At 73.6% G+C, this 21370-nt stretch carries 21 protein-coding genes and 2 pseudogenes; 11 read left to right on the top strand and 12 right to left on the bottom strand.

Features of this window, described 5'->3' with window-relative positions:
* Positions 1-183 precede the first annotated feature (183 nt).
* Positions 184-351: pseudogene (locus OG715_RS02345) on the bottom strand (bifunctional 5,10-methylene-tetrahydrofolate dehydrogenase/5,10-methylene-tetrahydrofolate cyclohydrolase); the annotation flags it as partial.
* Positions 339-3089 (bottom strand): ATP-binding protein, encoded by a 2751-nt coding sequence (locus tag OG715_RS02350; RefSeq protein WP_327063806.1) that lies wholly within the window; start codon positions 3087-3089, stop codon positions 339-341. The gene OG715_RS02350 and the pseudogene OG715_RS02345, both read right to left, overlap by 13 nt.
* On the opposite strand from OG715_RS02350, the gene OG715_RS02355 reads away from it, so the two are divergent.
* The 3 genes from OG715_RS02355 (at position 3049) to OG715_RS02365 (ending at position 4797) form a co-directional block, all read left to right on the top strand.
* Positions 3049-3318: a hypothetical protein gene (locus OG715_RS02355; protein WP_327063807.1), complete on the top strand. Its 270-nt coding sequence runs from the start codon at positions 3049-3051 to the stop codon at positions 3316-3318. The genes OG715_RS02350 and OG715_RS02355 overlap by 41 nt on opposite strands.
* 122 nt (positions 3319-3440) lie before the next feature.
* Positions 3441-4244, top strand: coding sequence for a class I SAM-dependent methyltransferase (locus OG715_RS02360; protein ID WP_327063808.1), 804 nt, complete (start codon positions 3441-3443; stop codon positions 4242-4244).
* 16 nt (positions 4245-4260) lie between these two features.
* The gene (locus OG715_RS02365) at positions 4261-4797 is read left to right on the top strand and encodes a hypothetical protein (RefSeq protein ID WP_327063809.1); all 537 of its coding nucleotides are present in this window, start codon (positions 4261-4263) and stop codon (positions 4795-4797) included.
* A gap of 60 nt (positions 4798-4857) precedes the next feature.
* Here the strand turns inward: OG715_RS02365 and OG715_RS02370 are convergent, their stop codons facing one another.
* Positions 4858-5136, bottom strand: coding sequence for a VOC family protein (locus OG715_RS02370; protein ID WP_327063810.1), 279 nt, complete (start codon positions 5134-5136; stop codon positions 4858-4860).
* A 100-nt stretch (positions 5137-5236) separates the two neighbouring features.
* Between OG715_RS02370 and OG715_RS02375 the strand changes: the two genes are divergently transcribed.
* Positions 5237-6139 (top strand): phosphatidylinositol-specific phospholipase C, encoded by a 903-nt coding sequence (locus OG715_RS02375; RefSeq protein WP_327063811.1) that lies wholly within the window; start codon positions 5237-5239, stop codon positions 6137-6139.
* A gap of 9 nt (positions 6140-6148) precedes the next feature.
* Here the strand turns inward: OG715_RS02375 and ligA are convergent.
* Both ligA and OG715_RS02385 read right to left on the bottom strand, forming a co-directional pair.
* A pseudogene (gene ligA / locus OG715_RS02380) lies at positions 6149-8216 on the bottom strand (NAD-dependent DNA ligase LigA).
* Positions 8217-8296: 80 nt separating this feature from the next.
* Positions 8297-8791 (bottom strand): DUF4232 domain-containing protein, encoded by a 495-nt coding sequence (locus OG715_RS02385; protein WP_327063812.1) that lies wholly within the window; start codon positions 8789-8791, stop codon positions 8297-8299.
* Positions 8792-9205: 414 nt separating this feature from the next.
* Here OG715_RS02385 and cspE point away from each other — a divergent pair, with 414 nt between their 5' ends.
* Complete coding sequence (cspE, locus tag OG715_RS02390) at positions 9206-9418, top strand: transcription antiterminator/RNA stability regulator CspE (protein ID WP_327063813.1); 213 nt, start codon at positions 9206-9208, stop codon at positions 9416-9418.
* 179 nt (positions 9419-9597) lie between these two features.
* On the opposite strand, the gene OG715_RS02395 is transcribed toward cspE, so the two are convergent.
* Together OG715_RS02395 and OG715_RS02400 are read right to left on the bottom strand one after the other, a co-directional pair.
* Complete coding sequence (locus OG715_RS02395) at positions 9598-10032, bottom strand: VOC family protein (RefSeq protein WP_327063814.1); 435 nt, start codon at positions 10030-10032, stop codon at positions 9598-9600.
* 141 nt (positions 10033-10173) lie between these two features.
* A complete protein-coding gene (locus tag OG715_RS02400; protein WP_327063815.1) occupies positions 10174-10746 on the bottom strand; it encodes a TetR/AcrR family transcriptional regulator in 573 nt (190 codons plus the stop codon).
* Between the two features lie 209 nt (positions 10747-10955).
* Between OG715_RS02400 and OG715_RS02405 the strand changes: the two genes are divergently transcribed.
* The 3 genes from OG715_RS02405 to OG715_RS02415 all read left to right on the top strand — a co-directional run bounded on the left by OG715_RS02405 (position 10956) and on the right by OG715_RS02415 (position 14349).
* The gene (locus tag OG715_RS02405; RefSeq protein ID WP_327064212.1) at positions 10956-12407 is read left to right on the top strand and encodes an MDR family MFS transporter; all 1452 of its coding nucleotides are present in this window, start codon (positions 10956-10958) and stop codon (positions 12405-12407) included.
* Positions 12408-12474: 67 nt separating this feature from the next.
* The gene (locus OG715_RS02410) at positions 12475-13137 is read left to right on the top strand and encodes an SGNH/GDSL hydrolase family protein (protein WP_327063816.1); all 663 of its coding nucleotides are present in this window, start codon (positions 12475-12477) and stop codon (positions 13135-13137) included.
* A gap of 150 nt (positions 13138-13287) precedes the next feature.
* Entirely contained in the window at positions 13288-14349 is a 1062-nt protein-coding gene (locus tag OG715_RS02415; RefSeq protein ID WP_327063817.1) for a methyltransferase, read from the top strand.
* A gap of 108 nt (positions 14350-14457) precedes the next feature.
* Here the strand turns inward: OG715_RS02415 and OG715_RS02420 are convergent, their stop codons facing one another.
* Positions 14458-14814 (bottom strand): VOC family protein, encoded by a 357-nt coding sequence (locus OG715_RS02420; RefSeq protein ID WP_327063818.1) that lies wholly within the window; start codon positions 14812-14814, stop codon positions 14458-14460.
* A gap of 479 nt (positions 14815-15293) precedes the next feature.
* On the opposite strand from OG715_RS02420, the gene OG715_RS02425 reads away from it, so the two are divergent.
* Entirely contained in the window at positions 15294-15716 is a 423-nt protein-coding gene (locus OG715_RS02425; protein WP_327063819.1) for a hypothetical protein, read from the top strand.
* 159 nt (positions 15717-15875) lie between these two features.
* On the top strand, positions 15876-16850 hold the full coding sequence (locus tag OG715_RS02430) for a hypothetical protein (RefSeq protein WP_327063820.1): 975 nt from the start codon (positions 15876-15878) through the stop codon (positions 16848-16850).
* A 111-nt stretch (positions 16851-16961) separates the two neighbouring features.
* Here OG715_RS02430 and OG715_RS02435 read toward each other — a convergent pair whose 3' ends face one another.
* From OG715_RS02435 to OG715_RS02445, 3 genes are all read right to left on the bottom strand, one after another.
* Positions 16962-17573, bottom strand: a complete 612-nt coding sequence (locus tag OG715_RS02435; protein WP_327063821.1) for an RICIN domain-containing protein — start codon at positions 17571-17573, stop codon at positions 16962-16964.
* A 53-nt stretch (positions 17574-17626) separates the two neighbouring features.
* Positions 17627-18277, bottom strand: a complete 651-nt coding sequence (locus OG715_RS02440) for a hypothetical protein (protein ID WP_327063822.1) — start codon at positions 18275-18277, stop codon at positions 17627-17629.
* A gap of 193 nt (positions 18278-18470) precedes the next feature.
* Positions 18471-19181 (bottom strand): Tat pathway signal sequence domain protein, encoded by a 711-nt coding sequence (locus OG715_RS02445; RefSeq protein ID WP_327063823.1) that lies wholly within the window; start codon positions 19179-19181, stop codon positions 18471-18473.
* Between the two features lie 282 nt (positions 19182-19463).
* Between OG715_RS02445 and OG715_RS02450 the strand changes: the two genes are divergently transcribed.
* The gene (locus OG715_RS02450; protein WP_327063824.1) at positions 19464-20759 is read left to right on the top strand and encodes a YncE family protein; all 1296 of its coding nucleotides are present in this window, start codon (positions 19464-19466) and stop codon (positions 20757-20759) included.
* Between the two features lie 61 nt (positions 20760-20820).
* Here the strand turns inward: OG715_RS02450 and OG715_RS02455 are convergent, their stop codons facing one another.
* Entirely contained in the window at positions 20821-21315 is a 495-nt protein-coding gene (locus tag OG715_RS02455) for a hypothetical protein (protein WP_327063825.1), read from the bottom strand.
* Positions 21316-21370: the final 55 nt, after the last annotated feature.

Genomic DNA, 21370 nt, shown 5'->3' on the forward strand with positions numbered 1-21370 from the left:
GTCGCTTCCGGCATCGCATCGTGCCACCTGCCGGCCCACGGAGCATCCGCCGCACACAAAAGCGCGGCCGATCCCACCCGTGGCGCCCCACCATCTCATCCGCCGAACCACCGGGAGCGCGAAGCCCCACCCATGATCCACCCATCGGCCGACCCGACACCGTTTCCGGGGCCGGAACCGGGCGACCTGACGCTCCGCCGCCTCGACCGTCTGTGCGAGCAGGACGGCATTGGTCGTCGGACCGACGCCGCCGGGGACGGGAGTGATCGGGCTCGCCCCGCGCCGGGCGCTCCCGAAGTCGACATCCCCGGCACTGACCGCATTCTAGCCCGCGTCGATCACCGCGGCGCCGCGCACGGTCCTTGCCCCACCCACGGACCCCTGCACCCGGCCGCGCCGCGCCCGCCGCGCCGGTCCTGGAGGACCTTCCGACAACCACCCGAACGAGGCGGTGGCGACACCGCGGACCGGCGGTGCGGGCGCTGCGCTCCGAGGAGTTCTCCGCAGGGGGGGCATCCTGCCCTTCGGCCGTCGGGGTCACCGGGTCGGAAGGGGTGCGGTCGGGAACGGTGCCGTCGGGAGGGGTGCGGTTGGAGAGGGTGCGGTCGGGGGGCGGTGTCGGGCGGGGTGAAGCCGAGGGAGGTCAGGAGAGTGACCGGGGCCCGGTAGTGGGCGGGGAGTTGCCGGTGGAGGTCGAGGGCGGCGGTCCAGGAGCGGCGGGCGGCGGCGGGGCGGCCGAGGGCCTGTTGGGCGGCGGCGAGACCGGCAAGGGAGTTGGCCTGCTGGTCCGGGAAACCGGTGGTGCGCCGGCTGACGGCCAGGGAGCGGGCGAAGTGGCGCAGGGCCTCGTCGGGGCGGCCGGCGGCGTAGTGGGCGACGCCGAGGACGTTCCGCAGGGAGCAGCCCAGGATGCCTTCGTGGAGGCCGAGTTCGGAGGCGAGCAGCCGCTCGGCGCGGGCCCGGGCGGCTTCGAAACGGCCGAGGAAGACGTGCACCTGCTCGCAGTGCCGGCGGGCCCGGGGCAGGTCGCCGGCGGTGCTCCAGGCATGGCCCTGGTCGTTGAGGGTGCGGCCCGTGGCGAGGGGATCGTCGAGGCGGCGGGCGGCGGCGAGCGCGGTCCGGCCGAGGGCGAGGCGTTCGGCGTGCCGGCCGGAGCGGTGCAGGTAGGGCCACACCAGTGCGGGGAGCTTCCAGGCGACTTCGTCGTTCCGGTGCTCGAAGGCGTGGCCGACGGTGGCGAGCAGGTTGGCGCGCTGCCCGTCGTACCAGCGCAGCGCCTCCTCCGCGCCGTCGAAGGCCGTGGTGCGCAGGCCCTCGGGCGACGGCGGCAGGGGCACCCGGGAGCGACGCGGGGCCAGCAGCGGGGCGGTGGCGGCCGCGCTCTGGTACAGGCACCGGGCGTACCAGCGGTCCCGGGCCCGGTCGCGGGAGCGCTCGCTCTCCTGGTCCCTGCCGCGCTCGGCGGCGAACAGCCGGACCAGGTCGTGGAAGCGGTAGCGGCCGGCGGCGTGTTCGGTGAGGAGGTGGGAGTTCGCCAGGCGGCGCAGGACGCGCGCGGACCCGGCGGCGTCCTGGCCGCCGACCACCTCGGCGACGGGCGCCGAGAGGTCGACCGCGGGGCTCGTCGCGAGCAGCCGGAACAGCCGCGCGGCACCTTCGTCGAGTGCCCGGTAGGAGAGCGCGAAGACCGTGCGCAGCCGGACGGACGGGCCGTCGCCGTCCTCGTCGAGGACGTCCAGGCGGGTGCCCTCGGCCGCCAACTCGGCCGCGAGGCCGGTGAGGTCGTGCTGCGGACGGTCGCGCAACCGGGCGACGGCGAGTCCGACGGCCAGCGGGAGGTGTCCGCAGGCGTCGAGCAGCCGGGTGACGGCGTGCTCGTGGGCCGCGACCCGTTCGGCGCCGAGGACCCGGTGCAGCAGGGCCCGTCCCTCGGCAAGGCTGAAGTCGGCGAGTTCGATCCGCTCGGCCCCTTCGCGGACGACGAGGCCGGTGAGCCGGTCCCGGCTGGTCACGACCACCGCGCAGCGCCCCGTGCCGGGCAGCAGCGGGCGGACCTGTTCGGCGTCGAGCGCGTTGTCGAGCACGATCAGGACCCGTCGCCCGGCCAGGGTGGTGCGGTAGAGCGCGGCCGCCTCGTCGAGCCGGCCGGGTACGTCCTCGGCCGGTACGCCCAGTGCCCGCAGGAACGCGCCGAGGACGGCGTGCGGGTCCTGCCGGCCGGCGGGCGACCACCCGTGCAGGTCGGCGAAGAGCTGGCCGTCGGGGAAGTGCTCCCGGGCGCGGTGCGACCAGCGCACCGCCAGGGTCGACTTGCCGCCGCCGGGGATGCCGGTGATCACGAGGACGGACGTCCGGTGCGGGCCGCCGGCGCGGGGGCCGGCGGCACCGGGGCCGCCGGTACCCGGGGTGCCGGTCCCGGCCAGGTAGCGGTCCATCGCCGCGAGTTGGGCGGTACGGCCGATGAAGAAGGGCAGGTCCCAGGGCAGTTGTGCCGGACGCGGATACGGCGGCGGCGCGGGCACCGGCACCCGGGCGGGCGGCTCCGCGGGGCCGGATCCGACCCGGCCCCCGTCGGCCGCCCCCAGCAACTCCCCCTGGAGCGCCCGGAGTCGGGGCGAGGGGTCGAGGCCGAGCTCCTCCGCGAGACGGTCCGCGTACCGGCGGTAGGCAGCCAGCCCCTCCACATGGCGGCCGCACCGCGCGAGAGCGGTCAGCAGGTGCCGCACCAGGCCGTCGCGCAGCGGGAACGCGACCACCAGCTCGGTGAGTTCGGTGATGGCGAGCTCGTCCCGGCCGGCCGCCGACTCGGCCTCGTAGAGCCGCTCCAGGGCGGTCATCCGGCGCCCCTCCAGCCCGTCCACGCCCGTCCGACCGCCCCCGCCCACGCCCGTTCGGCCACGCTCGACCCTCGCCCGACCCGGGTACACAGCCCTGACCGTCGCCCTGTCCCCCGGGAACCACGGCTCGGTGATCCAGTACCAGTGGAGCGGCGAGTCCAACCAGAAGTGGCAGGTCTGTCGCAAGCCCCTGTCCGACGGCACCCAGCAGGTGGTCTTCCGCGACGCCTGGCGCCACTGGTGCGCGGACATCGACCACGACGGGAGGGACGTCGGCGTCTGGCTGATCACGGTCGGCTGCGACGACGACAACGTGCCCGACCAGCAGAAGTTCACGCTTCTCACCGTACCCAGCACCAACTACACCGCGATCCGGGCGGTCAGCTCGGGCAAGTGGCTCGCCGCCCAGAGCTTCGACAACAACGGCAGCCAGGTCGTCCTCAGCAACTCGCCCGACCTGTGGGTGCTGGAAATGGCCTGACCGAACCACCGCAGCCGCGGCCGGTTCCCGTCCCGGACCCCCGCACCCCCGGACGGGAACCGGGCGCGGCTGCGCACCGAACCCGGCACCGCCACGGCCCCGGTCGTGCCAGGATGCTCCCCATGACTGCTCGCGCACTGGGTTTCGGCGTCGTCGCGGAGGCCTACGAAAGGTTCCGGCCGGGGTATCCCGAGGAGTTGGCCGACCTGGTGACGGGGTACGCGGGCCGGCCGGTCCGGACGGCGCTGGAGATCGGCGCGGGGACGGGCAAGGCGACCCGGCTGTTCGCCGGGCACGGAATCGCGGTCACGGCCACGGAGCCCGACGCCGGCATGCTCGCCGAGCTCGACCGGACGGCGCCCGCGAACGTGACGACCGTACGGGCCGCGTTCGAGGACCTGCGGCCGGGCGGGCCGTACGGCCTGGTCTACGCGGCGGCGGCCCTGCACTGGACCCGCCCCGACGGCCGGTGGCCGCGGGTGGCCGCGCTGCTGGAGCCGGGCGGGGTGTTCGCCTCGTTCGGCGGCCCGGTCCGACTGGCCGACCCGGCCGTGGAGGAGGCCGTTCGGTCGGCCCGCGCGCCGTTCCTGGAGAGCGACGACATCCCGTCCCCCGACGGCACCGCGCCCGAGGCGGCGATGCAGTGGCCGGGTACGGAACTGGAACGGTCCCCGCTGTTCGAGGACGTCCGGCAGGCCGTCGTCGAGCGGCGCTGGACCGCGAGCGCCGCCGACTACATCGGCTACCTGTCGACGGTCTCGGCGTACCTCCAACTGCCCCCGGCGGACCGGCGGCGGACGTTCGAGGCGATCGAGCGGGCGCTGCCCGGCACGGTCGGGATCGCCGCCGACATCGTCGTCCACCTCGCGCGCCGACGGTCCGACCGAACCGACCCGGTAACAAAGGTTGTCGAGATGAGTATGTGACAACTAGAGTTGTCGCATGACGTCGATCGAGATCACCCCCGAAGAACGGGCCGAGCTGGTCAAGGCCCTCACCGACGCCCTCGACCCGCTCGCGGCAGCCGTCCGCTCCCGCCGGTCGGGGCTGTCCACGGGCCGGATGTGGGACGCCGACCCGGTCGAGGTGACGCTGTCCGTCCTCGCCGCCTGGAAGGTGGTCGATACGGAGGTCAAGCGGCTGACGGCGCTCGCGGCGGCGACGGCCGGCTCCTACGGCGCCAACTACGAGCAGTTGGGCGCGGTCTGGGGCATGACCCGCCAGGGCGCGCGCAAGAAGTGGCCGGACGCCGTCCCCCGCCCCGCGGCCGCGGGAGCGCAGACCGGCGCGCCGCTCGGACTCTTCGGCGGCACGGCCGAACTGACGCAGGACCCGCAGTCCGGCGGATGGGCCTGGACGGCCGAGGGCGCGGACGAGACGCGCGGCGCCGCCGAGGAGGGCACCCGGTACGCGACGAAGGAGGAGGCCGCCGCCCACGCCGGAGCCTTCCTCCGGGAGCATGTCGCCACGCTCCCGTAGTCCACCGGCGCAGCGGCCTGCCGGCGCGGGGCCGGCAGGCCGCCGGCGATCCGTCCGGGGTCAGCGCCCGGCGCTCCGGAGGACGGCGAACGGGGCCCCGAACGGGTCGAGGAACATCGCCAGGCGGCCCACTCCGCCGGCGTCCATGGCGGGGATGATGACGGTGGCGCCGAGTTCCCGGGCCCGGGTCAGGGCGGCGTCGCAGTCCTCGACCTCGAAGCAGGGGTGCCATTCGGAGGTCGATCCGGCGTCCAGGTGGACCTGCTGCAGCTGCGGGTTTGCGGCAGCCGGTCCGCTCCGCCTCTGGGCAAACCGGGGCGCGGTGCCGACAATGGCCATGTCAGTCGTTCCTCGTTCCTCCCGTTCTGCCCCTGTTCCTCCCCTGTCCCCTCACACCCAACGGGGTTACCGCGCCATGTCCTTGACCATACGTACGGCCATGCGTACGACGATGAGCCGACGGGCCTTCGCCCGCGGGGCCGTGCTCGGAGCGCTCGCCGCCGGCGGCCTGACCGTCGGGTCGCCGGGTGCCCGGGCGGCCGACGTGCCGGGCGGCGCCGACTGGCTGGCCGCCGTCGACCCGCGACTGTCGCTCGCCCGGCTCACCCTGCCCGGCACCCACGACACCTGCTCGCTGTACGGCGGGCCGCTGACCCAGACTCAGACCCTGGCGCTGCCCGACCAGCTGACGGCCGGGGTGCGGTTCCTCGACATCCGCTGCCGGGCGATCGACGGGGTGCTCGCGATCCACCACGGGCCGGTCTTCCAGCAGACCTTCTTCGGCGACGTGCTCAACCAGTGCCGGGCCTTTCTCGCCGCCCACCCCGGCGAGGCCCTGGTGATGCGGGTCAAGCAGGAGTACTCCACCGTGCCCGACGCCGAGTTCGGCGCCCTCTTCGCCGACTACCAGCGGCGCTGGCCGGACCTGTTCCGGACGGAGGACCGGATCCCCGCGATCGGCGAGGTCCGGGGCCGGGTCGTCCTTCTCGCGGACAACCCCGGCCTGCCGGGCATCCGCTGGGGCGGCGGGCGCACCGACATCGAGGACGACTACGACATCGGCACGATCTTCGACCTCGACTCCCGCAAGTGGCCCGAGGTCTCCGCCCACCTGACCGCCGCCCGGGCCGCCACCGACCCGCAGCGGCTCTTCCTCACCTTCACCTCCAGCTCCGGCTGGGGCCTCTGGCCCCGCCAGGCGGCCGACGCGATCACCCCCAGGCTGCGCGGCTACCTGGGCGGCCTGGACCGCTCCACCCGCCCGGTGCTCGGCACCGTCCCGACGGACTTCGTCACTGCCGACCTGGCGCGCTCGCTGTACGCGCTGAACTTCGGCGCCTGAGCGAGCCTTTCAGCCCTGCGGCGGCAGGTGCTCGGCCACCAGGACGGCGAACTCCTCGGGAGTGACGACCCTGATGCCGAGCTCCTCCGCCTTCGCCCGCTTGGACCCGGCCTTCTCGCCGGCGACCAGGAGGGTGGTGCGCTTGGACACGGACGAGGAGGCCTTGCCGCCGGCGCGTTCGACGAGTTCGTTCACCTCGTTGCGGGAGAGCGCGGCGAGCGGCCCGGTCATGCTGCCGGTGACGACCACCGCCTCACCGGTGAGCGGGCCGCCCTCGGGGGCCGACGCCGGGTCGTCCCCCGGCCCGTCGACGGCGACCGCGGCGGGCGCCTGGGGCTCGGTGACGGCCGTGCCGACGTCCTGGGCCGCGAGCCGGTCCAGCAGTGGGGCGAGTTCGGCGAGTTCGGAGACGATGAGCCGGGCCTTCTCCGGGCCGATGCCGTCGACCCGGGCCAGGGTGTCGGCGTCGGCGGCGCGGATCGCCGCCATCGAGCCGAAGTGGGCGGCGATCCGCCGGGACATGGTGCGCCCGGTGCCGCGCACGCCGAGCGCGCAGAACACCCGGCCGAGCGGGCGCGCACGGGCCTCCTCCAGGGCGGCGAGCAGGTTGTCGGTGCTGGTGTCCCCCATCCGGTCCAGGCCGAGGAGCTGCTCGCGGGTGAGCGTGAAGAGGTCCGCGATATCGGCGACCAGCCCGGATTCGACCAGTTGGACGGCGCGGGTGCCGCCCAGTCCCTCGATGTCGAGCTGGTCGCGGCCGGCCGCGTAGACCACGGACGCGACGGCCTGGCAGTTGCGTCCGCGCGCGCAGCGCCAGCGCTGCTCGGTGGTGTCGATGGCGTCGCCGCAGCGGGGGCACACCTCGGGGAAGACGATCGGGCGCTCGTCACCAGTGCGCTGCTCGGTCAGCGGGGCCTCGACGCGCGGGATGACGTCCCCGGCGCGGTGGACGAAGACCTGATCGTTGATCATGAGGCCGCGCCGGGTGATGTCGGCCGGGTTGTGGAGGGTGGCGTAGGTGATGGTGACGCCGTCGATGACCACGGGTTCGAGGACGGCGCGGGGGGCGATGATGCCGGTGCGGCCGACGTTCCACTCGACGTCGAGCAGCCGGGTGACCTTGTGCTCGGCGGCCAGCTTGCGGGCGACGGCCCAGCGCGGCGCGCGCGAGCCCGAACCGGCGTCGCGCTGGTCCGCGGCGGCGTCCGCCTTGACCACGACGCCGTCGATGCCGAAGGGCAGCGCGGCGCGCAGGGCGACGATCTCCTCGATCCGCCGCTGCACCTCCTCGGTGGTCGCGCAGCGCAGGGGGTGGGCGTCGGTACTCGCGGCGGTGTTGGCGCCGAGGGCGGCGAGCCGCTCCAGGAGGGCGCTGTGGGTGAGGTCCTCGTCGAGGCCGACGGCACCGTAGGCGAAGAAGGTCAGCTCGACCCGGTAGGGGCGGTCCTTGGCGCGCAGGGTGCCGGCCGCGCCGCTGCGGGGGTGGGCGAAGGGCTCCGCGCCGTGCTCGGTACGGAGCCGGTTGGCGGCCTCGAACTGCTCCTGGGTGAGCAGTACTTCGCCGCGCAGCTCGACGTCGACGGGCTCGGCCAGCGCGGCGGGCAGGCCGAGGACGGCGTCGGCGGCGTGGCTGATGTCCTCACCGGCGAGCCCGTCCCCCCCGGGTGAGGACCTGCTGCAGCCGTCCGGCCCGGTAGCGGGCGGCCACCGCCAGCCCGTCGAGCTTGGGCTCGACGCACCAGGCGGCCACGGGGCGACCGAGCCGCCGCTCCAGCCCGGCCGCCCAGGCGTCCAGTTCCTCGCCCGAGAACACATTGTCCAGCGACAGCATCGGCACGCTGTGCGGCACATCCCCGACGACCGCCCCACCGGCGACCTTCCCGCTGGGCGAGTCGGGCAGCACCTCGTCCGGGTGCGCCTCCTCGTAGGCGGCGATGGCGCGCACGAGGGCGTCGTACTCGTCGTCCCCGAGCGGGGTGGCCCCGTCGGTGTAGTACGCGGCGGCCCCCCGGACGGCGGCGCCGACGGCGTCGGCATAGGCGGACGAGGACAACAGCGGAGCGGATGCGTCGATCATGGCAGCATCATCGCCCCCACCACCGACAACGCCCGCCGCTCCGGCCCGGGAGGCGTCGCGCGCCGCAGCGGGAGCAGTGGTCAGGCGCCGGGCTGGACGGGGCCGATGAGGGTGCCCTCGGACACGACGAAGGCGCCCTCGGCGACGGAGGTGCCGGGGATCGCACCGCCGGGTCCGCGGAGGGTGAACGAGGCCTCGTCGGCCGGGCTGGTGCGGCCGTTGTTGCGGACCTGGATGTCGAAGTGCACCGGTCGGCCCGGTCCGAAGGTCACCGCGCCGATCTGGTCGCCGTAGGATCCGGCGGTCACCGGCAGCGTCGTCCCGCGCTCGGAGAAGCTGAGGTCGGTCGGCGAACCGGCCAGTACGCACGGCGCGTAGCCGGCGGGAGCGGTCAAGGTCACCCGGAAGTGGAGGTGACCGGCGCTGGACTGGTCCTGGGCGATCTTCGCGAGATGGTTGGCGGGGCGGCAGGCCGACGGCGCGGTCGCGTCGACCGTCGCGGCCCGGGCGGTTACCGGGGCGGTGACCGCCAGGGCGGCGGTGGCGGCGGCAACGAGCATCCGGTTCGTACGCATGGTGGAACTCTCCTCGTGCTGCGGGGAACTGGCTGCGGGCACTCGGGCGGGGGGCAAGGTCCCGCACGGATTCCCGATGGTTCGTCGACGCAATGCTACCGACCGATTACGGACCGTCGCGCGCATTTCTTTCGAGTGGACCTCGGAGCGGTCCGGCATCCGGCTTTCACTCCTTCGAAGGGCACACGTGGCGGCTTCCCCGCATCGTGTCCGACCGACGGGCAGGAACGTGCACCGACCGCAGAAGGCGGGTTCACCGCTCCGGTGGGCACCCTCGGACCCGGGTCCCGGTACCCGCGCTGTGGCTGCAACAGATTGACGTGATTCCAGGGTTGCGTGATCCATGGCGTGGGCACGACGAAGAGGTCCGACCGCTTCGGGGCCGGGCTTCGGGACTCGATCAAGGGGATGCGGATGTCGTCGAAGGTCAACGGACAGGTCAAGTGGTTCAACGAGGCCAAGGGCTTCGGCTTCATCACGCCCGAGGACGGCAGCAAGGACGTGTTCGTCCACTTCTCGGCGATCCAGGGCGCCGGGTTCAAGACCCTCGTCGAGGGCCAGAACGTCCAGTTCGAGATAGAGGCCGGACAGAAGGGTCCGTCCGCCGCGAACGTCGTCGTCGTCTGACGGGTCCGACGACGACATCTACGCGACTCCCGACAGACAGAACGCCCAGCGCTGGGACACCCCCGTCGTCGGGCAGCAGCCGGGAACCCGACGGGCCGGAAGCGACTTCCGGAGCACCGACCGTGAGCCGCCCCGTGCCACCCGTCCTCCGACGGGTGGCACGGGGCGCGCAGCGAGGGTCAGTCGAGGCAGAACTCGTTGCCCTCGACGTCCTGCATCACGAGGCAGGACTCGTTGAAGCCGTCGGCGCGCAGCAGGTGGAGGCGGGTGCCGCCGAGGGCCTCCAGGCGGGCGCACTCGGCTTCGAGGGCGGCGACGCGCTCCTCGCCGACGAGGCCGGTGCCGACGCGGACGTCGAGGTGCAGGCGGTTCTTGACGACCTTGCCCTCGGGGACGCGCTGGAAGTAGAGGCGCGGGCCCACGCGTTCGGGGTCCTGTGCGACGAATCCGGCGCCCTGGCGCTCGGTCGGCAGGCTGCGGTCGTAGTCCGCCCAGGAGGCGAAGCCCTCCGGCGGCGGCGGAACCACATAGCCCAGCACCTCGCACCAGAACCGCGCGACCCGCTCGGGTTCCGCGCAGTCGAAGGTGATCTGGACCTGCTTGACCGATGCCATCCGTCCTCCGTCGCACACACTGCCGCTGTCCGCCGGAGCGCTCCCCCGGTGATCGTTCACGGCGGGTGAGCCTGCCACAGGGGCGGTCCGGGCTCAAACGGTTTTCCCGGGAACGCGGCGGGCCGGTCGGCCGACGGAGCGTCAGCGGACCAGGGGGAGGAACACCGTGTCGACGATCTCTTCGAGGGTGTCGTCGGGGACGGGGGCGAAGGTCGTCAGGATGTCGTGGCGCAGCAGGTCGAAGGGCAGCGACTTGAGGCGCGGGGTGAGGTGTTCGGGCCGGACCTCGCCGCGGGCGGCGGCGCGGGCGAAGAGTTCGTCGAGGGCTTCGGCGCGGCCGGTCACCAGGGGGTCGCGCAGGTCGGCCGGGTTGATGCCGGTCTCGCGGTGGAAGTCGGCCAGGCGGAGGTTCATCACCGTGACCAGGCGGACCCGGGTCGGGGAGTTGAGCTCGCGCATGAGGGCGAGGACGTCGCCCCGCAGGGTCCCGGTGTCGGGCTGGAGGAGCGGGGACACCTTGAGGGTGTGGGCGACGGCGGCGCGGACGAGTTCCTCGCGGTTGGCCCAGCGGCGGTAGAGGACGGGCGGGCTGGTGCCCGCGCGCTTGACGACGGCGTCCATGGTGAAGCGGGCGTAGCCGTGGTCCGCGAGCTCCTCCCAGGCGGCGTCGAGCAGTGCCTTCTCCAGTGCCGGTCCGCGGCGTCGTTCGGCCATGCGCTGCTCCTTTGGAAAGACTTGCCTTTCTTATCCTAGCGGCCTAGCCTGGCGACCGTAAGATAGACCTCTGTATCTTAAGGTGGCTGTCGCCCATGAGCACCCCCGAGCGGTCCGACCCGGACCGCACGGACCCCGACCGCACGGATCCTGACCGCACAGACCCCCACCGCACAGACCCCGACCGCGTGGACCCCGCCGTGTGGCGGATGGCGGTCACCCTCATGGTGGGCGCCCTCGCCGTCGTCCTGGACACCACCATCGTCAGCGTCGCCCTCGACGACCTGACGAAGGACCTCGGCGCCCCGCTGTCCACCGTCCAGTGGGTGGGCACCGGCTACCTGCTCGCCGTGTTCGTCACCGTCCCGGTGGCCGGCTGGGCGCAGGCCCGGTTCGGCGGGCGGCGGCTGTGGGTCGCGGCCCTCGGCGGGTTCCTGCTCGGCTCACTGCTGAGCGCGCTGGCCTGGGACGCGCCCAGCCTGATCGCCTTCCGCGTGCTCCAGGGCGCCGCCGCCGGCGTCATGATGCCGCTGATGGCCACGCTGCTCGTACAGGCGGCCGGGGGCCGCAACATCGGCAAGGTGATGGCGATCATCACCGTGCCCACCGCCCTCGGTCCGATCCTCGGCCCCGTGCTCGGCGGTCTGATCCTGCATCTGGCCGACTGGCGCTGGCTGTTCCTCGTCAACATCCCCTTCTGCGCCCTCGGTGCGCGGCTCGCCCTGCGCAATCTGCCCGACGACCGGCCCGACCCCGGCCGTCCCGCCGCACCGCTGGACGCGGTCGGGCTGCTCCTGCTCTCCCCCGGCTGCGCCGTCCTCGTGTACGGGCTCTCCCGGATCGAGGGCAGCGCGGGCCTCGCCGACGCCGCCGTCCTCGCCCCGCTGGCCTGCGGGCTCGCCCTGGTCGGCGGCTTCGCCGCCCGGGCGCTGACCCGCACCGGCGGCGGCTCCGTCGTCGACGTGCGGCTGTTCCGCCACCGCGCGGTCGCCTCCTCCGCGACCCTGCTGTTCCTCGGCGGCATCGCCCTGTACGGCTCGATGATGCTGCTGCCGCTCTGGTTCCAGCAGGTCCGGGGCGAGGACGCGCTCGGAGCCGGGCTGCTGCTGGTCCCGCAGGGCCTCGGCGCGCTGCTGGCGCGCGGCCTGGCCGGGCGGTACACCGACCGCCTCGGTGCGCGCCGGGTCGCCGTCGCGGCGTTCGCGCTCGTCGCCGCGACGACCGTGCCGTTCGCCTTCGTCACCGCCGGGACCGGCGAGTGGCTGCTCCTGGCGGCGCTGTTCCTCCGCGGCCTCGCACTGGGCGCCGCCATGATCGCGCCGATGGGCGCCGCCTACGTCGGGCTGGACCGCGGGGAGATCCCCGACGCCAGCATGATCACCCGCCTGGCGCAGCAACTCGGCGGCTCGGTGGGCATCGCCCTGATCGCCGTCGTCCTCCAGCACGCCACGTCCGGCGCCCACTCCCCCGAGGCCCTCGCCGACGGCTTCGGCACCGCCTTCCGGTGGGCGACGGCCCTCACCGCCGTCGCCGTACCGCTCTGCCTGCTGCTGCCGGGCCGCCCCCGACCGGCGGACGGTGCCGCGCCCACCGCTGCGGACGGAACAGCGGACGGCAGCGCGGACGGACCAGTCGGCGCGGGCGCCGCCGCCGAGGTCTGAAACGCGCGTTTCCGGCAACCCTCCCCGACAGACAGCCGCCTTCCGCACTCCCACCCAAGGGGAAACCATGACGATCGCACTCCGCCCGGGCAGCACCGTGATGTTCACCGGGGACTCCATCACCGACGGCGCGCGCCTCGCGAGCGAGGACGGCCTCGGGTTCGGCTATCCGCTGCGCATCGCGGGCGAATGGGGCCTCCGGCACCCCGACCGACCCGTGACCTGGCTCAACACCGGGATCGCGGGCCACCGGGTGAGCGATCTGGAGGCCCGCTGGCGGACGGACGTGCTCGACCCGGGGCCGGACGTGGTGTCGGTCCTCGTCGGCGCCAACGACACGACCTGGCAGACGACCGCACCGGACGGCCGCCCGGTCCCCGCCGCCGAGTTCGCCGCGAGCTACGACCGGCTGCTCGCCCCGCTGGCCGAGGCGGGCACGGCGCTGATCCTCGTCGAACCGTTCCTCCTCCCGGTCGGCGGCACCCTCCGGGCCGGCCACGCCCTCGTCGACGACGAGGTGCGGAAGCTGTGGCGGGCCGATCTGGACCCGAAGATCGAGGCCGTCCGCGAACTCGCCCGCGCGTACGGCGCGCGACTGCTGGCCGCGGACGGCATGTTCGCCGGGCTCGCGGCGCGGACCGGCCCCGAGCACTGGTCGGCCGACGGCGTGCACCCGACGCCGGCCGGCCATGCCGCCCTCGCCTCGGCCTGGCTGCGCCTGGTCGAGTGAGCGCTCCGGCGAACGGAGAGCGCGGCGCGGCGGACGCCGGAACGGTATCGGTCGCGGTGGGTGTCGAGCCGGTTACTCATGGGCAGTCTCCGGGGCGGGCGGGCGGCCGGACACCGGCCTCCGCGACACCACCGGCGACAGGAGGACGGCATGAGTGACGACGACGGTCGGACGATCCGCGAGCAGGCCGGGACGGGCGGACAGGAGGAGGCACTGCGGGCCTCCGCCGCCTTCCTCGTCGACGAGGCGCTCGGATTCCTGTTCCCCGCCGCGCTCCGGGCCGCCGCCGAGGTCGGGGTCGCCGACCACCTCGCGGCCGGGCCCGCCCTCCCCGCCGACCTCGCCGCCGCGACCGGCACGGACGCCCGCAATCTGCACCGGGTGCTGCGGCTGCTCGCCACCCGGGGCATCGTGGCCGAGGACGAGCAGGGCCGCTTCGCCCTGACCGGGGCCGGGCAGGCGCTGCGGAGCGACGTCCCGCACTCCGCGCGGACGGCGATCCGGATGCTGACCGACCGCACCATGTGGGGGCCCGCCGGAGAGCTGACGCACTGTCTGACCGAGGGCACCTCGGCGTTCGAGAAGCTCTTCGGCATGCCGTTCTTCGACCACTTCGCCAAGGACGAGCGCACCGCCGCCGTCTTCCACGTGGGCATGGCGGCGATGTCCGATCCGGAGAACGCCCCGATCGCGGCCGCCTACGACTTCCCCGCGAGCGGGACCGTCGTGGACATCGGCGGCGGCCACGGCGGACTGCTGCTGGAGGTGCTGCGCCGCAACCCCGGCCTGGACGGCGTGCTCTACGACCGCTCGCACGTGCTCGCCGGGAACCGGCTGGAAGCGCACGGCGAGATCGCGGGCCGCTGGACGCCGCAGGAGGGCGACTTCTTCTCCTCCGTGCCGTCCGGAGACGTCCATCTGCTCAAGCGGATCACCCACGACTGGGACGACGACACCTGCGTGACCCTGCTCGGCCACTGCCGGCGCGCCCTGCGACCGGGCGGCCGGATCCTGGTCCTGGACGCCGTGGTGCCGCCGGGCAACGGCCCCCACCAGTCGAAGACGCTGGACCTGATGATGATGGCCTCCCTCACCGGGCGCGAGCGGACCGAGGCCGACTTCGCGGAGCTCTTCGGGCGGGCCGGTCTGCGGCTGTCCCGGGTGATCCCGACCTCGACGGTGCTGTCGGTGGTCGAGGGGGTCGTGGCCTGAGCCGACCCGACGGGTGAACAGACGGAGGGGACGGGCCGGGGCCGGCCCGCCCCCTCCGGCACAACGCCGCGACATCGCGACATCGCGACGCCGCGACGCCGGGGCGGCTCAGTCGGCGGGCTGCCAGAGCTCGATCCGGTTGCCCTCCGGGTCGGTGACCCAGGCGAAGCGCCCGACGCCCTCCATCTCCTGCACGTCCTCCGCGACGTCGGCGCCCGCGGCCCGGAGCTGGGCGAGCATCGCGTCGAGGTCGCGGACGCGGAAGTTCAGCATGCTCTGCTGGCTGCGGGCGCCGAAGTAGTCGGTGTCGGCCTCGAAGGTCGCGAAGACGGTCGGCCCCTGCTCCTGCTGCCACAGGCCGTGCTCGTCCGTGTCCAGGCCCAGGCTCTCGCGGTACCAGGCGGCCAGGGCCGCCTGGTCGGTGGCACGCAGGAAGTAGCCGCCGATACCGAGGACGCGTTCCATGTTCCGGTTCCTGTTCTGTCGGGGTGGTGGCGGTCGCCCATCCTCGCACCGGTGGACCCGCCGCCGGCCGACGGCCGGTGACGACGGCGCGTTCCCCGGGGCCCGGAATATTTGATTCCACTTCCCGAACCGAAAGGAATTCCCCCGCCCGGGCGACCTGAAATTCCGTCAGAAGTTCTCCCACGACGGAACACCCGTGGCGAATACGGAAAGCGGGGAGCAATCGAACGAATCGCCCTCGATCCAGAATGACGGCGTCTCAAAATTGGTCCAGACCATTTCTCAAATCGCAGGTCAGCGGCTCACGGACGAGTGAGACGTCTCAAAGCCTGCTTCCCCTCTCGAACAGGCCCGGCAGATCCGGCACAGTCGTTCCTCGTCGGACGGTGCACAGCCCGACGCCGATCCGGGAAATCGACCGGCGCCCTCGACGACGAAAGCGTTCGGAATTCCCGATCCACCGATAGAGAGGCATGGACATGAAGAAGAAGATCGCGGCCGGCGTACTCGCTGCGGCCACCCTGGGCTCGGTGCTGCTGGGCGCCTCCGCGCCGGCCTTCGCCAGCAGCGGCGGCTGCGTCAGCGGTGACGCCTGCCTCTACTACAGCCCGAACCTCCAGGGCGCGAAGTTCGGCAAGGGCGAGTTCGGCAACTACGACGGCAACTTCGGCGGCGGCGGCTCCGGCAACGGCCAGCCCGTCCTGAACAACGCCGCCTCGGTGTCGAACCTGGACCACTACCACAACCTCCGCGTCCACTACCGCGAGTTCAGCATCCGCGACTCCGGCCCGAGCCAGTTCATCCCGCACGACCAGTGGGCGAACCTGGGCAACGTGTCGTGGAACGGCGGCTCGATCAACATGCGCAACAACAACCACTCGCAGAGCTGGGAAACCCTCTAGCCTGCGCCGACCCGGTTGCCGGGCCCCGCTCCACCGGGGCCCGGCAACCGGGTCGCACCCACCCCGCCGAACGAACCGCCCGAACCGAACCGCCCGAACCGAACCGCCCGACCGTCCGCCCGCGCGGCGCCACGCGGGCGGGTGCCCGAGGAGCCCCGCATGACACGCCCGCGCCGCGGCCGCCCGCTGCCGGTCCTGCTGCTGACCGCCACTCTGACCGCCGCCCTGGCCCTGACCGCCGGCTGCGCCTCCGGTACCGGCGGAACCACCGCCGCGCCGTCGCCGTCCGCCACCCTCGCCCCGATGGAGCCGCCGCCGATCGGGGACGTCCCCCGGTTGAGCCGGGTCGACGACCGGGCCCTGCCCATCGAGGCGTACCTGCTGAGCGGGGAGCAGTTCCGGCAGCTCGACGCGGCCCAGGGCGTCCTGGTCACCCGGTGCGTCCGGGGGTTCGGCCTGGACTACTCCGCGCCGACCCCGACCGCGCCCGCCGCGACCCAGACCACCCACCGGTACGACCCGGTGGACATCTCCGACGTCTCCGCGAACGGCTACCACTCGCCGGACCCGGGCCGGGGGAAGAAGCCGGGCGCGGCGCCGTCCCTCGGTCCCGACGTCACCGCCGTCCTCGGCGCCGGCCTCGGCCCGGACGGAAGGCCCGCCCCCGGCACCGCCACCGAGTACCGGGGCAAGAAGCTGCCGTCCGGCGGGTGCATCGCCGACGCCCAGCGGCAGCTGGCCGCGCGCGGCGGCACCGGGCGGGACGCCGACATCGCGGTGGGGGTCAACTACGAGGGCTTCGAACGCTCCCGGCAGGACCCGCGGGTCCAGGCCGTCTTCGGGGAATGGTCGCGCTGCATGGCCGAGCGCGGGTACTCCTACGGCACGCCCGGCGACGCCCTGAAGGACCCGCGCTGGGGCGCCGCGGCGACCCCGTCCGCCGACGAGATCGCCACGGCCACCGCGGACATCGAGTGCAAGGCGCGGGTCAACGTGCTGGGCGTCTGGTTCACGGTCGAGTCCGCGTACGAGCAGGAACTGATCCGGCAGCGGCTGCCGGAGCTGACCGCCGCGAAGGCCGCCAACGACGCGATGCTGGCGGTCGCGGCCTCGGTGACGGCCGCCGGCGCCTGAGCCGGCTCCGCACGGGGGGACCGACAGCACGGCGGTCGGTCCCCCCGCACCACCCGGACAGCCCGGCCCGGTGGCACCGTCACCCCGCCGACGGGTCTCCCGGACGGGTGGTCAGACGACCTCCAGGGAGAAGAGGTCCGGCCTGCTGTCCTGGACCACCTGGCGGATCTGGTCGGTGTGGTCCGAGGAGGCGACCCACTTGCCGGAGTGCTGGGCCTGGAGCGCGATCAGGGTGGTGCCCGGCGGCGTCGTCATCCAGAACTGCTGGTTCAGGGGCACGTCCTCGTCGACGCAGCCGTACGTGGTGATCAGGTCGCCGTTCTGCTGGCCCCAGTGGTCGACCGCCATGCACCAGCGCCGCATGGCGTCCTGGAGGTACACCAGTTCACGGCCGTCGGAGACGCGCTTGCGACAGATGCGCCACTTCTGGTTCGCCTGGTTCTCCCACTTGTACTGGAGGATCGTGCCGTAGTTCCCGGAGGAGAGCGCGACAGTCAGCGGCCGGCGCTTGCCGTCCACGTCGGTACCGGCCGTGTCGATGCGGTAGAGCCGCGCGTCACAGGTGTAGTTGCTCGACGGGTCGGCGGCGAGGGCCCCGGCCGACGCGGGGGCGGCCGTGGCGACCGGGGCGGCGGTGAACAGCAGGGCGCCTGCGGCGGCCACCGCGCCGAGGACGTTCAGCGGGCGGCGGGCGCGGGAGTGCCGACGGTACTCGCGGGGCATCGTGGATTCGCTTTCGCAGGGGGCGGGCGGGAGGGGTTCGGCGGTCCTGGCCATCAGCAGACGAGCCGCGCCCGGGCGGCCGCGCGCAGGGTGCCGGCCGGCTCCGGGAAGGAGCAGGCGACGGTGCCCTGCTCCGGGACGTCGAAGGTGGTGAAGGTGCCCGGGCCGTTCGGGCTGGTGTTGATCCAGAGGCCGCCGGTGCCGGCGCGGGCGCAGACGTAGCGCACCCACTGACCGGTGACCTTCCGGGTGCCGCGGTAGAGGCCGTAGTAGCCCGGGCTGTTGAAGTTCACCGTGTCGGTGACGGTGGTGGTCCGGGTGGTGGCCTTGGTGTCGGACACCGAGAACCCGACCTTGGTGCTCACCTTGGCGAAGATCGCCTTGAACTCGATGCCCACCTCGACGCTGGAGTTGATCGTGGTGCTGACCGAGGTGACCTCGCTGAGGGTCTTGGTGTAGCTGCCGGTGGTGCCCGGCGCGATCGCGACCGCGAGGAAGTCGGTGACGGTCGGCTCGACCCGGACCGAGGCGATCTCGTCCCAGTAGAAGTCCCTGGTCGGGTCGCAGTTGGAGGTCGGCGGCACGGGGTCGGCATGGGCGGGCACGGCGCCGAGGCCGAGTCCGGCCACCGCGACGAGCGCGGCGACCCCCGAGGTGACGGCGACGCGCCTGGTGCGCGCGGTGCTTGTGGTGCGCGAACTCATGAGGGTGCTCCTCCGGTGGAAGGGATTCGCTGCGAAACGTCATGCCCATGACGTGAACGCGGTGAGGGAATCCTCGCGTTCGCAGTGCGGTCCGCTCCATCCCAAGTTGCTGGGGGCGCAAATCGGGGCGCATCCGGCCGAAGTGCGAGCGCCCCGGCCCCCACCCGGGACCGGGGCGCCGACGCGGGTGCGGTCAGTTGACCTGGACCACCGGGGAGCCCGCCCGGCTGGAATCGGCCAGCGGGCCGTAGGTCGCCGAGAAGTAGCCCTCGCCCGGACAGAGGCCCGAGCCGCCGCTCTTGACGAAGTGCTCGTTGCGGAAGCTCAGGGTGTGGGTGGCGTTGTCGGAGGTGCCCGTGAAGGCACCGCTGAGCTGGTAGGTGCAGGTGAGGGTGCCGAACCAGCTGTTCAGCACGGCCGAGGCCTGGATCGGGCCGGCCGCTCCGGCGGCGAGGACGACCGGCTGGCCGCCGCCGAGCGAGAGGCTGTAGGCGAGGTTGCCGACCGTGAGGCTCTTCACCGAGGTGACACCGGTGACATTGGCCGTGCAGGAGCCGAAGCTCATGCCGGTCAGGGAGGCGGTCGCCGTCCCCGGTGCGTCGGGGTTGGTCAGGGCCCGGGCGGTGAACGGCGAGACACCGCAGGTCACGCCGGTGGCACCGGTGGTGGCCGAGTAGAAGGTGGCCTTGGTCCCGGCGGCGAGCGACGCCACCAGGATGTCGCCCGCGGCCACGGCCGCACCGGCGGCGTCGCCGGTGGTGAGCACCGGGACAGCAGCGGGGGCGGCGGGCGCGGCGGGCGCGGTGGGGGCGGCGGACGCGGCGGGGGCGGCGGACGCCGGGACGGCGCCGACGGCCAGGGTGGCGGCGGCCGCGGCCAGGGCAAGGCAGGTGCGGATACGCATGGGGGCCTCGTTCTCGGTGGGGGACGGCGAGCGGGCACGCTTCCGGAGCCCCGGCAGGGGCGGAGGTGGGGGTTTCCGGGAGCTGACTACGTTGTAGAGCCGTGTCCATGCACCGTCAAGGAGCCGAGCGCGACTTGTTGACGAATTGTCAGCAAGACCCCGCCGAGGTCTTGCCAGGGTGGCGAGCTGCTCCCTACCGTCGAGTAGCGCCCGAGAACCGACCGAGTAGCGCCCGCGTACTGCCCGAGTCCTGACCGAGCACCGCCCTCCAAGGAGCCCTCGATGCCCCTCCCCCACACCCGGCGCCCGCGGCGCCTGCGGACCCTCCTCGGCATCGCGGCCGCACTCGGCCTCGCCCTGCCGAGCACCACCGCGACCGCCACAGCCACCGGCGCGGCAGGCCGGACCGTGTCGCCCGGTGCCACCACCGCGCTGCGGGAGGTGATGTTCGTCGGCAACAACTGGGACGGCACCGCCGACGTCATCACCTCGCGCGGCGACCTGGCCCGGATCGGCCGGATCGACGTCGTCCCCGACAAGGACCGCCGCCTCACCGAGATCTCCCTCGACCCGATCAGACTCGGCTACTTCCTCGGGATCAGGCTGGGCCCCGGCGAGGGCCACGACCAGTTCGTCGACGACATGTACTCCACCCCGGACGGCACGGCCGTCGTCGTCTCCCGGCCGAGCTTCGCCGACGTGGTGTCCATCGACCTCGCCAGCGGCCGGATCAACTGGCGCTTCCCGGTGGCGGGCTACCGGTCCGACCACATGGCGCTCTCGCCCGACGGCACCCGGGTCGTGGTCTCCGCCTCCACCGCCAACACCGTGCACGTGCTCGACATCGCCACCGGCCGCCAGCTCGGCTCGTTCCGGACCGGCGACAAGCCGCACGAGAACCTCTTCACCGACGGCGGCCGGTACATCTGGAACATGTCGATCGGCGACGTCAACACCGCCCTCGACGCCCCCTGGCTGGACTGGACCAAGGGCGATCGCCGGATCACCGTGGCCGACGCGACGACCTTCCGCACCGTGCGGGTGATCGACATGCGGGAGCGGCTGGACGCCTTCGGCCGCCCCGACCTGTCCGACGCCGTCCGCCCCGCCGCGTTCAGTCCGGACGGCTCGACGCTGTACTTCCAGGTCTCCTTCTTCAACGGCCTGGTCGAGTACGACGTCACCACCGACCGGATCACCCGGATCAGGACCCTCCCCACCAACCCCGCGACAAGTGAGGACCGCACCACCTGGGTCAACGACTCCCGCCACCACGGCCTGACCATGAGCCCCGCCGGGGACCGGCTCTGCGTCGCGGGCACGATGGACGACTACGCCACCGTCGTCGACCGGGCGACCCTCCGGGAGGGGCCGCTGGTGCCCGCCGTCAAGCCCTACTGGGCGACCGTCAACGGCGACGGGACCTCCTGCATCGTGTCCGAGGCCGGGGCCGACCGGGTCAGCGCCATCGACTTCGCCAGCGGGCTGCGCACCTCCTCGGTCGACGTCGGCGACCACCCGCAACGCGTCCGGCTCGGCCGTGTACCCGCCGAGTGGAGCGGCCCGGCGGCGCACTGACCGCCGAGCCCGCCCGCCGCCCGAGGCCGACGGTCCCCGTTCCGCCCCGGGCGGGGTCCGGTCAGTCCTCGTACCGCCGGTACCCGACCGTGCCGTGCAGCACCGCTCCGGCGGCCCGGGCCGACTCCAGACTGCGGGTCAGCAGCATGGCGCCGGCCGCCGGGTCGAGGTCCATCAGACCGGGCGGCCAGGTACCGGGCGGGACGACGAGCACCACGACGGCGCGCCGTCCGGCCGCGGCCGTCAGCCAGCCGGGCGAGGCCAGCACGTCGGAGGCCGGTTCCCAGGCCTGCCGCCCTCCCACCATGACCAGCCGGACCAGGGCGTTCCCCGCCAGCTCGACCACGGCGGTGGTGGCGGGCGGCTCCCCCGCGGCCAGGACGAACCCGCTGTCCACCGCGTTGTCGACGAAGGCCTCGAACAGGTTGGGGCCGATCTCCACGATCAGTTCGGCGAAGGGTGGCCCCAGCTCCACCGCCCGCACCGCCAGGGCCCACACCATCGGCACCGAGCCACCGTCGCCCGGGCCGTCCGTCTCGTCCGCGTCGTCCGCCATGCCCCGTCCAACGAGCCGGCCGCCGATCCGACGCGGCCCCGCCCGGGTGGTCGGG

The organism is Kitasatospora purpeofusca (assembly GCF_036010405.1).
Classification (GTDB): domain Bacteria; phylum Actinomycetota; class Actinomycetes; order Streptomycetales; family Streptomycetaceae; genus Kitasatospora; species Kitasatospora purpeofusca.

Excerpts from the sequence above, each read along its gene's own strand:
- OG715_RS02350 (WP_327063806.1), bottom strand. The coding sequence starts at position 3,089 with ATGTCCGCGCACCAGTGGCGCCAGGCGTCGCGGAAGACCACCTGCTGG.
- OG715_RS02360 (WP_327063808.1), top strand. The coding sequence starts at position 3,441 with ATGACTGCTCGCGCACTGGGTTTCGGCGTCGTCGCGGAGGCCTACGAA.
- OG715_RS02365 (WP_327063809.1), top strand. The coding sequence starts at position 4,261 with ATGACGTCGATCGAGATCACCCCCGAAGAACGGGCCGAGCTGGTCAAG.
- OG715_RS02370 (WP_327063810.1), bottom strand. The coding sequence starts at position 5,136 with ATGGCCATTGTCGGCACCGCGCCCCGGTTTGCCCAGAGGCGGAGCGGA.
- OG715_RS02375 (WP_327063811.1), top strand. The coding sequence starts at position 5,237 with ATGCGTACGACGATGAGCCGACGGGCCTTCGCCCGCGGGGCCGTGCTC.
- OG715_RS02385 (WP_327063812.1), bottom strand. The coding sequence starts at position 8,791 with ATGCGTACGAACCGGATGCTCGTTGCCGCCGCCACCGCCGCCCTGGCG.
- cspE (WP_327063813.1), top strand. The coding sequence starts at position 9,206 with ATGTCGTCGAAGGTCAACGGACAGGTCAAGTGGTTCAACGAGGCCAAG.
- OG715_RS02395 (WP_327063814.1), bottom strand. The coding sequence starts at position 10,032 with ATGGCATCGGTCAAGCAGGTCCAGATCACCTTCGACTGCGCGGAACCC.
- OG715_RS02400 (WP_327063815.1), bottom strand. The coding sequence starts at position 10,746 with ATGGCCGAACGACGCCGCGGACCGGCACTGGAGAAGGCACTGCTCGAC.
- OG715_RS02405 (WP_327064212.1), top strand. The coding sequence starts at position 10,956 with ATGGCGGTCACCCTCATGGTGGGCGCCCTCGCCGTCGTCCTGGACACC.
- OG715_RS02410 (WP_327063816.1), top strand. The coding sequence starts at position 12,475 with ATGACGATCGCACTCCGCCCGGGCAGCACCGTGATGTTCACCGGGGAC.
- OG715_RS02415 (WP_327063817.1), top strand. The coding sequence starts at position 13,288 with ATGAGTGACGACGACGGTCGGACGATCCGCGAGCAGGCCGGGACGGGC.
- OG715_RS02420 (WP_327063818.1), bottom strand. The coding sequence starts at position 14,814 with ATGGAACGCGTCCTCGGTATCGGCGGCTACTTCCTGCGTGCCACCGAC.
- OG715_RS02425 (WP_327063819.1), top strand. The coding sequence starts at position 15,294 with ATGAAGAAGAAGATCGCGGCCGGCGTACTCGCTGCGGCCACCCTGGGC.
- OG715_RS02430 (WP_327063820.1), top strand. The coding sequence starts at position 15,876 with ATGACACGCCCGCGCCGCGGCCGCCCGCTGCCGGTCCTGCTGCTGACC.
- OG715_RS02435 (WP_327063821.1), bottom strand. The coding sequence starts at position 17,573 with ATGCCCCGCGAGTACCGTCGGCACTCCCGCGCCCGCCGCCCGCTGAAC.
- OG715_RS02440 (WP_327063822.1), bottom strand. The coding sequence starts at position 18,277 with ATGAGTTCGCGCACCACAAGCACCGCGCGCACCAGGCGCGTCGCCGTC.
- OG715_RS02445 (WP_327063823.1), bottom strand. The coding sequence starts at position 19,181 with ATGCGTATCCGCACCTGCCTTGCCCTGGCCGCGGCCGCCGCCACCCTG.
- OG715_RS02450 (WP_327063824.1), top strand. The coding sequence starts at position 19,464 with ATGCCCCTCCCCCACACCCGGCGCCCGCGGCGCCTGCGGACCCTCCTC.
- OG715_RS02455 (WP_327063825.1), bottom strand. The coding sequence starts at position 21,315 with ATGGCGGACGACGCGGACGAGACGGACGGCCCGGGCGACGGTGGCTCG.